This is a genomic window from Amycolatopsis sp. A133 (assembly GCF_031082405.1).
In the GTDB taxonomy this organism is placed as follows: Bacteria; Actinomycetota; Actinomycetes; order Mycobacteriales; family Pseudonocardiaceae; genus Amycolatopsis.
This window is the reverse complement of sequence record NZ_JAVHJU010000036.1, coordinates 463,731-472,186: the sequence shown is the minus strand read 5'-3', so window position 1 is coordinate 472,186 and position 8,456 is coordinate 463,731. Positions and strand designations below refer to the sequence as shown.

At 72.3% G+C, this 8,456-nt stretch carries 8 protein-coding genes; 5 read left to right on the top strand and 3 right to left on the bottom strand.

What is annotated here, in order from left to right; all coding sequences use genetic code 11:
• Positions 1-47: 47 nt before the first annotated feature.
• A complete protein-coding gene (locus Q5425_RS25020; RefSeq protein ID WP_308674731.1) occupies positions 48-1,106 on the bottom strand; it encodes an aldo/keto reductase in 1,059 nt (352 codons plus the stop codon).
• Between the two features lie 118 nt (positions 1,107-1,224).
• On the opposite strand from Q5425_RS25020, the gene Q5425_RS25015 reads away from it, so the two are divergent.
• Positions 1,225-2,052: a helix-turn-helix transcriptional regulator gene (locus tag Q5425_RS25015; RefSeq protein ID WP_308674730.1), complete on the top strand. Its 828-nt coding sequence runs from the start codon at positions 1,225-1,227 to the stop codon at positions 2,050-2,052.
• Here the strand turns inward: Q5425_RS25015 and Q5425_RS25010 are convergent.
• A complete protein-coding gene (locus tag Q5425_RS25010) occupies positions 2,024-3,514 on the bottom strand; it encodes a CoA-acylating methylmalonate-semialdehyde dehydrogenase (protein ID WP_308674729.1) in 1,491 nt (496 codons plus the stop codon). The genes Q5425_RS25015 and Q5425_RS25010 overlap by 29 nt on opposite strands.
• Positions 3,515-3,650: 136 nt before the next feature.
• On the opposite strand from Q5425_RS25010, the gene Q5425_RS25005 reads away from it, so the two are divergent.
• The 4 genes from Q5425_RS25005 (at position 3,651) to Q5425_RS24990 (ending at position 6,814) form a co-directional block, all read left to right on the top strand.
• Positions 3,651-5,288 (top strand): PucR family transcriptional regulator ligand-binding domain-containing protein, encoded by a 1,638-nt coding sequence (locus Q5425_RS25005; protein ID WP_308674728.1) that lies wholly within the window; start codon positions 3,651-3,653, stop codon positions 5,286-5,288.
• A 58-nt stretch (positions 5,289-5,346) separates the two neighbouring features.
• Entirely contained in the window at positions 5,347-5,679 is a 333-nt protein-coding gene (locus Q5425_RS25000) for an SSI family serine proteinase inhibitor (protein WP_308674727.1), read from the top strand.
• 81 nt (positions 5,680-5,760) lie between these two features.
• A complete protein-coding gene (locus Q5425_RS24995; RefSeq protein WP_308674726.1) occupies positions 5,761-6,597 on the top strand; it encodes a helix-turn-helix transcriptional regulator in 837 nt (278 codons plus the stop codon).
• 1 nt (position 6,598) lies between these two features.
• On the top strand, positions 6,599-6,814 hold the full coding sequence (locus Q5425_RS24990; RefSeq protein WP_308674725.1) for a DUF397 domain-containing protein: 216 nt from the start codon (positions 6,599-6,601) through the stop codon (positions 6,812-6,814).
• 31 nt (positions 6,815-6,845) lie between these two features.
• On the opposite strand, the gene Q5425_RS24985 is transcribed toward Q5425_RS24990, so the two are convergent.
• A complete protein-coding gene (locus Q5425_RS24985; protein WP_308674724.1) occupies positions 6,846-8,219 on the bottom strand; it encodes a DUF4173 domain-containing protein in 1,374 nt (457 codons plus the stop codon).
• Between the last annotated feature and the right edge of the window lie 237 nt (positions 8,220-8,456).

The following is an 8,456-nucleotide window of genomic DNA, read 5'->3' as shown; positions in this document are numbered from 1 at the left end:
GAGTGGTAACGCGGGTTCTAACCCGCGTTACCACTCACGACCGGCGATCAGCGGCGCGCTTCGATCCGCAGGTCACCACGGGTCACCGTGCGCAGGTGCGCGCCGGCGAGCCCGGCGTGCGGGTAACCGAGGTCGATCGCGGAGACCTCCTCGAGGCGAGCCAGCTGCGAAGCGGTGAAGCCGACCTCCAGCGCACCCAGGTTGTCCTCCAGCTGCGCGGGGGTGCGGGCGCCGATGATCGGGGCCGTCACGTCCGGGTTCCGCAGGGTCCAGGCCAGCCCGACCTGGGCGGGTGTGCGGTCCAGCTCGGCGGCGACCTCCGTCACGACCTCGGCGACGGCGAGGCTGCGCTCGGTGACCATGCCCAAGCCCGCGTTGAAGCTCTTGCGGGTGCCGGGTCCGGCGTTCGCCGCGGTCAGGTCGGCGCGGCTGTACTTGCCGGTGAGCAGGCCGCCGGCCAGCGGTGAGTACGGGGTCACGCCCAGCCCCATCGCCCGGGCCATGGGGATCAGGTCACGCTCGCCGTCCCGCTTGAGGAGGTTGTACTCGATCTGCAGCGCGACCAGCGGCGACCAGCCGCGCAAGTCGGCGATCGCCTGCATGCGCGCGACCTCCCAGGCCGGGACGTTGGACATCGCCACGTACAGGACCTTGCCGCCGCGGACCAGGTCGTCCAGGCCGCGCAGGATCTCCTCCACCGGCGTCGTGAAGTCCCACACGTGCAGGTAGAGGAGGTCGAGGTAGTCGGTGTTCAGCTGCCGCAGGCTGTCCTCCACCGACGCGAACAGGTTCTTGCGGTGCGGGCCCCCGGAATTCGGGTCGCCGGGCCGGCGCAGCGTCGTGTACTTGGTCGCCAGCACCAGGCTGTCCCGGTGGTCGCGTGCGAACTCGCCGAGCAGGCGCTCGGAGCTGCCGTTGGTGTAGGTCGGCGCGGTGTCGACGAAGTTGCCGCCGCGTTCGACGTAGGTGTCGAACAGCTTGCGCGCCTCGTCCTTCTCCGCGCCCCAGCCCCAGTCGGTGCCGAAAGTCGCCGTGCCCAGCGCCAGCGGGGAAACCCGCAGCCCGGAGCGGCCCAGCAGCCGGTAGGTGTCGAGGGTGAGGGACATCGGGTCCTCCTGTGCTCGTGATCGGTCGTCGGGCACCAGCCTGTGATCACCGCGGGCCGGGGGTAAGGGAGAGGACTTCCTGGGAACACGAGTCCTACCTCCGACGGTTGAACCGGGCATGATCACCCCGACCGAGGAGCTCGCCGCGTTCCTGCGGACCCGGCGCGAGCGCCTGGACCCGAGCGAACTCGGGTTGCCCGCTCGCCGGCAAGCCCGGCGGACCCCGGGTCTGCGCCGCGAAGAGGTCGCCGAACTGGCCGGCGTCAGCGTCGACTACGTCGTGCGGCTCGAGCAGGGACGCGGGCTACGGCCTTCGGTGGACGTGGTGGCGGCCCTGTCCCGGGCGCTGCGCCTGACCCCCGCCGAACGCACCTATCTCTTCGACCTGACCCGGCAGCGCCAGGACGACGCCGTCGAGCCCGCCACCACCGCCGTGCCGTCACTGGCCCGGCTGGTCGCGGACCTGTCGCCGCTCCCGGCCATGCTGATGAACCACCGCTACGACATCCTGGCCTGGAACGGCGAAATGGCGGCGCTGCTCCTGGATTTCGGCACCCTGCCGCCGGAACGGCGCAACGCGATGTGGCTGTGCCTGCGGCACCCGGAGATCCGCGACTACTACGTCGACCGCGAGCGCGTGGTGCGGGAAGGCATCGGTCACCTGCGCGCCGCGTGGGCCGCCCACCCGGAGGATCCGGCGTTGCTCGGCCTCATCGCCGAATGCACCGCGCACGACGAGGAGTTCGCGCGGCTGTGGGCCGAGCGGGACGTCAAGGCCACCGGCCGCGGGAGCAAGGTGCTGCGCCATCCCGCGGCCGGCGTCCTCGCGGTGGACTTCGAAGTGCTCCTGCCCCTCCAGGACACCGGCCAGCGGGTGATGATCGGCCGTCCCGCGGACGAGGCGAGCCGGGCCGCGCTCAGGAGTTGCGCGGGAAGCCCAGGTTGACCCCGGCGTGCGAGCGGTCCGGCCACCGCGAGGTGACCACCTTCGTCCGGGTGAAGAAGTGGAACCCTTCCGGCCCGTACGCGTGGCTGTCGCCGAACAGCGAGTCCTTCCAGCCGCCGAAGGAGTAGTAGCCGACCGGGACCGGGATCGGCACGTTGACGCCGACCATGCCCACCTCGACGTCGCTGGAGAACCGCCGTGCGGCCGCGCCGTCGCCGGTGAAGATGGCCGTGCCGTTGCCGTAGGGGTTGGCGTTGATCAGCGCCAGCGCGTCGTCGTAGGAGGCCGCGCGGGCCACCGACAGCACCGGGCCGAAGATCTCGTCGGTGTAGATCGACATCTCCGGGCGGACGTGGTCGAACAGCGTCGGGCCGAGCCAGAAGCCACCGCCGGCGACCTCGATCCCCCGGCCGTCGACGACCAGGTCGGCACCGGCGGTCACCCCGGCGTCCACATAGGACTCGACGCGGGCGTGGTGGGCCGCGGTCACCAGCGGCCCCATCTCGGACTCGGGGTCGCGGCCGTCGCCGACGCGCAGCCGGGACATCCGCTCGGTGATCTTCGCGACGAGCTCGTCGCCGACCGGGTCGACGGCCACGACCACCGACACCGCCATGCACCGCTCCCCCGCCGAGCCGAACCCGGCCGACACCGCGGCATCCGCGGCCAGGTCGAGGTCGGCGTCCGGCAGCACCACCATGTGGTTCTTCGCCCCGCCGAGGGCCTGCACGCGCTTACCGTGCCGGGTGCCGGTCTCGTAGACGTACCGCGCGATCGGCGTCGACCCGACGAACGAGATCGCCTTGACGTCGGCGTGCGTCAGCAGCCCGTCGACGGCGGCCTTGTCGCCGTGCAGCACGTTGAGCGCACCCGCGGGCAGCCCGGCCTCGGCGAACAGCTCCGCGATGAACACCGCCGCCGACGGGTCCTTCTCGCTCGGCTTGAGCACGACGGTGTTTCCGCAGGCCAGCGCGTTGGGGACAAACCAGAGCGGCACCATGGCCGGGAAGTTGAACGGCGAGATCACGCCGACCACCCCCAGCGGCTGGGCGATCGAATGGACGTCGACGCCGGTGGAGGCGTTCTCGCTGAACCCGCCCTTGAGCAGCTGGGCGGCGCCGCAGGCGAACTCGACGTTCTCGATCGCGCGGGCGATCTCCCCGGCCGCGTCCGACTCGACCTTGCCGTGCTCGCTCGTGATGATCTTCGCCAGCTCGTGCTTGCGGGCCGACAGCAGCTCGCGGACGGCGAACAGCACCCGCGTCCGCCCGGCCAGCGACGTTCCGCGCCAGCCCGGCAGCGCCGCCTTGGCCGCGGCGACGGCGGCTTCGACCTCGGCGTCGCCGGCGAAGTCGACGTGCGCCCGCACCTCGCCGGTGGCGGGGTCGAAGACCTCGCCGGAGCGCGCGGCGGCCCCGCTGAACGGCTTGCCGTCGATCCAGTGGCTGATGCGGTCGGTCACGGCGGGCACTCCTTCACTCCGGCAACGTCCCCCCGAGTCTCCGGGCGGGCGCCACGCCAGGCCATCGGCAACGTGTACGGACTCGGCGTCGCGGCCGTACAGTCTGTCCCTGCCGCTCGTCACACGCCGAGGAGCCATGTACCCGACCGTCGCCGAGGTCCTCGCGCTCCCGGTGCTGCGCCAGGGCCGTCCGCACGTCGTCGCCGGCGCCGCCGGGCTCGACGCGCCGGTGCGCTGGGCGCACGTCGCCGAGGTCGCCGACATCGCGCACCTGCTGCGCGGCGGCGAGCTGGTGCTGACCACCGGCGTCGCCCTGCCCGACGACGGCCCGGCGCTGGCCCGGTACGTCGCCGACCTGGCCGGGGTCGGCGCCGCCGGCGTCGTGGTCGAGCTGGTCCGGCACTGGAGCGACAAGCTGCCCGCCGCGCTGGTCGGCGCGGCCGAGGAGCACGGCCTGCCGCTGGTCACGCTGTCGCGGGAGACGCGGTTCGTCAGCGTCACCGAGGCGGTGAACGGCCAGATCGTCGACGCCCAGGTCGCCGAGCTGCGCGCCGCCGAGCGCGTGCACGAGACGTTCACCGCCCTGACGGTCGCGGGCGCCGAACCCGGCGTCGTCCTGGGCGAGGTCGCCCGGCTCACCGAGCAGCCCGTGGTGCTCGAGACGCTCTCCCACGAGGTCCTCGCCTACGACGCGGCCGGCACCGACCCGGCCGAGCTGCTCACCGGCTGGCCGTCCCGGTCGCGGGTGGTCCAGGTCGGCGAGCGGACCGGCTACCACCCCGGTTCGGGGTGGCTGGTGACCGTGGTCGGCGCCCGCGGGCACGACTGGGGACGGCTGATCGTCGTCTGCGCCGACCAGCCGCCGCACCGCCACCGGGTGGTCGCCGAGCGGGCCGCGTCCGCGCTGGCCGTGCACCGGCTGGTCGCCAAGGATTCCGACGGTCTCGAGCGCCAGGCCCACCGCGCGGTGCTCGCCGAGCTGCTGGCGTCGCCCGCGCCGACGGCGGAGCTGCTGGCCCGGGCCTCGGCGCTGGCCGTGCCGCTGCCCGGGCGGCAGCTGGTCGGGCTGGCGGTCCGGCCGCGGCTGACCGGAACTCCACGGCCGGCGTTGTCCACCCCGCCGGTCCTGCGCGAGCTGGCCGAGGCGACGGTGCTGGCGGCGCGCCGCGCGAAGGTGTCGGCGCTGGTGGCGACGGACGACCTCGGCGTTCGGGCCCTGATCGCGCTGTCCCCGGAGGCGAACGCCGACGCGGTGCTGCACCGGCTCGCCACCGACGTCCACGAGGCCCGCGGCAGCGCGCCGGGCGTGCTCGCGGTCGGCACGACGGTGTCGTCCCCCGCCGAAGCCCGCCGGACGTTGCTGGAAGCGGGCCAGGTCGCGGCGGCGGCGCTGGGCACGGGCGCGGACCGGGTGGTGCACCGGCTGTCGGATGTCCGCCTGCGCGGGCTGCTGCACCTGCTGTCCGGCGACGAGCGGGTCTCGGCGTTCGCGCACCGCGAACTCGGCCCGCTGCTGCAGCGCGACGCGGCCTCGGGCAGCCGGCTCGTCCAGGCGTTGCGGCACTACTGCGAGCAGGGCGGCAACAAGTCGGCGGCGGCCGCGGCGGCGCACACCTCCCGGACGGCCTACTACCAGCAGCTCGCCCGGATCGAGCAGGTACTGGGCGTGCGGCTGGAGGAGCCGGAGTCGATGCTTTCGCTGTACGTCGCCCTCCTGGCGTGGGACCTCACCCGGCCGAGTGATGAAGACTCACCCGGACGTGCAGCACAGTGATCGGCACCGGACGGCCGATGAGACCGATATGGCCCTCATCCCCTTCGTAACCTGTTTGATGAGCATCGGCTGTCTGGCACCGGCGCAACCCCCGGCGTCGACGCTGCAGCTGACCACCCACGACACCGCCAACCGGATCGGTTCGGTGGTGCTGACGTGCGACCCGGCGGGTGGCACGCACCCCAAGCGCGACAAGGCGTGCGCGGTGCTGTCGGCCGCCGGCGGCGACTTTTCCCGGATCAACGCGCGCCACCAGGCGTGCACGCTGATCTACGCCCCGGTGGACGTGACGGCGGTGGGCACCTGGCGCGGCAAACCGGTGTCGTTCCGCACGACGTACGCGAACCGCTGCGAGGCCGACCGGGATTCGGACGAGGTTTTCGCGTTCTGACGCGGTATTTGACGCACCTCCGCGACAGCGGAACGGCATCACCCGACCGGGCACGGCCTGCTCCCGGGCAGGCTGTGCCCCATGCCACCACCGATCGCCACACCCCGGGCCCGTGCACTGGGTTTCGGGATGAAACGGGCCAGACAGGCCCGTAGTTTGAAGGTCCGGGAGCTGGGCCGGTTGGTTGACGTGCCGCCCCAGAACATTTCGAATTGGGAGAGCGGCAAACGCATCCCGAAGCTCGAAGAAGTCGCCACGATCCTCGCCGCGCTGCGGGTCGAGGCAGGCGAACGCGCCCGGCTCCTGGAGCTGGCCCGCAACGCCAACGAGCCCAACTGGCTCGAGCAGCACGCCCCGCCGAAGCTGGCCACCTTCGTCGAGTACGAGCAGACCGCCGCGGCCATGTCGGAGTGGGCCACCGGGCTGATGCCCGGGCTGTTGCAGACTCCCGCCTACATCAAGGCTCTCTTCACCTCCACCGCGCTGCCCGTACGGGATATCGAGACTCGCCTGATGATCAGGATCACCCGCCGCGAGGTGCTGACCGGCCGCGCGCCCTTGGAGTACCGCGCCCTCCTCAGCGAATCCGTGCTGCGCCAGAACATCGGCGGCGCGCAGGTGATGGCTGAGCAGCTCCGCCACCTGCTCACGGTCGCCCGCGCCCGAAATGTTTCGATGCGCATCGTCCCGGACGGCATCGGCTACCACCCCGGCCTCTACGGGCCGTTCGTCATCTTCGACTTCCACGACCTGCCGCCCATCGTGCATCTCGAGCACTATCGCGGCAGTGGCTATGTCTACGATCAGAACCACCTGGCCGACTACCGCGCGGCCCTGCAGGACTTGTCCGCCCTGGCGCTCGGCGAACCCGAATCGCTCCAGCTCGTCCAGGGGGTGATCTCGGAACTGGAGGCCTGAAATGTCAGATGCCACTTGGCGGAAGTCGTCTCACAGCGGCGAAGAGACAAACTGCGTCGAGGTGCGGCTCGCCGGGGTGTCGCAGATCCGCGACACAAAAGACCGCGCGGGCGGCACACTCTCCGTCACCACCCGATCGTGGGAAGCCCTGGTGGCCTGCCTGAACGCGCGGAAGCCGCCGGGCCGCCCCCACGACGGCCCGGTGGCTTCCGCGTAACTCTTAACCACGCGCTACCCACCGGTCCGGTTCAGCCGCAGGCGGCCGCCGGGGCGAGCGTCACATCACGGGCCGTCGAACGGCTGCGGTTCCACGCCGGCCAGCCGTCCGGGGTGTCGTTGCGCAGGACCTGCCGCAGCACGCACGTGCGCAGCGGTTCCGGCAGCCGGGCGGAGACCACCGGGACCACGTCGGCCGAGAAGCGCGCCAGGTAGTGGTCGTCGAGGGTTTTGCCGACGGCCGCGCGGTCGAGGTTGGCGTCGGCGATGAGGCGTTCCGGGTCCAGGACGGCGAGCACCAGCAGCGCACCCGCGGCCGTGCCGATCGCCGCGCGGGGCAGCCACCCCGGACGCAACCGGACCAGGGCCACCAACACCAGGACGAACACCGCGCCGAACCACAGTTCGCAGACCTCGACCAGCAGCCGCAGCACCGTGAAGCCGTACGCCTGCTGGTAAGTCCACATGCGACTCAACGCCGAGCCGACGAGCACCAGGGTCAGCGCGCTGAGCGTCCCGAGCAGGACGCGCTGGCGGAGCCGGTCGGCTTTCGTCGCGTCGGGTGCCCAGCGCAGCGCCGCGGCGACGATCGCCAGCGTCAGCACGGTGACCGCGCACAGCTGCCAGAAGCCGCCGCGAGCGTACTGCGCCGCCGTCAGGCCGCTGGTGCGCAGGACGTATTCGGTGCCGCCGAAGAGCACAACCAGCCGCACCCCGACGAAGACGCTGAACACCAGGACGAGAACGGCGAGCGGGAACGTCCACTCCAGACTGTATCCAGTCCGTTGTGGACGTTGACCCGAGGCGCGCCCCGGTGGCGCGGCGAGGAAGTAGCACGCCCCGGCGACGGCCAGGGTGACGACGGCGAAGACCGAGCACCACCGCACGAGCGTCGCGACACCGAGATCGGGAACCACGGCGTTGACGACGGCGGCAAAGGCGGCATCGGCACTGGCGAGCAGCGGCACGAAGACCCCGACGAGCGCGGCGGCGGCCAGCACGGCAAGGGCGATCCGCCGGGCCACGCCGTCGCGGCGGGCGGTGAAGCGCCCGGCTCCGCGCCCGACCCACGGAATGGCGCGAAGGGCTTCGACGGGCAGGGCGAGCATGTCGTAGAGAACGGAGTGAACGGTCCGTTCCCCGACGACGGCCAGCGACCCGGCAACAACGGCACCGAGCACACAGAGGGTGAACAGCCACTCCGACGCCCGCACGGCCCCCACGCCGAGAAGCGCGAGGGCGAGGACGGCCCACCCGGCATTGCGCCAGGTGAAGGCCCCTTCGCCACCTTCACGCGAACGCCGATCGGCGGTGACAACGCCGGCGACGACGGCAACGCCGGAGAGCAGCCACCCGACCCCAGGCCGGTCAAGGGGCAGCAGAAGAGCACCGGCAACCCCGGCCACGCCGGCAGCAGGAAGCACAACGGGAGGCATCGGAACAACAGCGGACTTCGGCGGCGCCAGCGGCTGCAGGAGAACGGGCGGAGCGGCAAGCGCGACTCCACCAGCCCCAGCACCGGGACGCCCGCCAACCCCGCCGACCCCCGCGGTCACGCCAACCGGCGCCGCACCAGCCGACCCATCCCCAGTCTCCGCCGGACCCCCACCGGCCCCGGCCACACCAGCCGAGCCTTCCCCCGC

Excerpts from the sequence above, each read along its gene's own strand:
- Q5425_RS25020 (WP_308674731.1), bottom strand. The coding sequence starts at position 1,106 with ATGTCCCTCACCCTCGACACCTACCGGCTGCTGGGCCGCTCCGGGCTG.
- Q5425_RS25015 (WP_308674730.1), top strand. The coding sequence starts at position 1,225 with ATGATCACCCCGACCGAGGAGCTCGCCGCGTTCCTGCGGACCCGGCGC.
- Q5425_RS25005 (WP_308674728.1), top strand. The coding sequence starts at position 3,651 with ATGTACCCGACCGTCGCCGAGGTCCTCGCGCTCCCGGTGCTGCGCCAG.
- Q5425_RS25000 (WP_308674727.1), top strand. The coding sequence starts at position 5,347 with ATGAGCATCGGCTGTCTGGCACCGGCGCAACCCCCGGCGTCGACGCTG.
- Q5425_RS24995 (WP_308674726.1), top strand. The coding sequence starts at position 5,761 with ATGCCACCACCGATCGCCACACCCCGGGCCCGTGCACTGGGTTTCGGG.
- Q5425_RS24990 (WP_308674725.1), top strand. The coding sequence starts at position 6,599 with ATGTCAGATGCCACTTGGCGGAAGTCGTCTCACAGCGGCGAAGAGACA.